1 protein-coding gene is annotated in these 498 nt (G+C 42.6%); it reads right to left on the bottom strand.

The features are described from left to right. A partial coding sequence (locus F1381_RS27985; protein ID WP_281349987.1) for a BRO family protein occupies positions 1–498 on the bottom strand: 498 nt, incomplete at both ends.

Below are 498 nucleotides of genomic sequence, written 5' to 3'. Positions count from 1 at the left end.
CTTGCGAATCACCTTCCTGTTTTTTTGAACTGAAAGATTTTCACACCAAGCTAATGTCTCGGTGAAATGCTTTTCTTCCATTCTCATATCAAGGAAAGCAAGTCGCTCATCAAGGGATTGCATATCTTCAGTTATAGTGGAAGGACTTGATTCTAACAGTTTCAGACGGTTTTCAACGTTGGCAACTTTACCTTTAACTCGTGATACATCTTCTACTAATTTTTCATGATTATGAATTGCATCAGCAAGTGCTCGTGAGTTTTGGGCCAATATCTCAGCCATTTGCGCGAAGGCTGATCCTTTAGCTTCTGGCGGAGGTGGGTATACCCCATATTTAGTCAACGACGGTATGACTTCATGGAATAACCACTTCTGAAAGCGCTTACCAGCCGCGCTTCGGTCACTCGACATGACTCGATACAAACCTGGTTGGGTGACGAAGATCTCTTTCTGACCTTCAAAAACACCATTTTCAGCATCCGTGGTAATATACTCATC

This window comes from Paenibacillus tengchongensis, assembly GCF_008973665.1.
GTDB lineage: Bacteria > Bacillota > Bacilli > Paenibacillales > Paenibacillaceae > Paenibacillus_AQ > Paenibacillus_AQ tengchongensis.
This window is presented reverse-complemented; position numbering and strand designations above follow the sequence as displayed.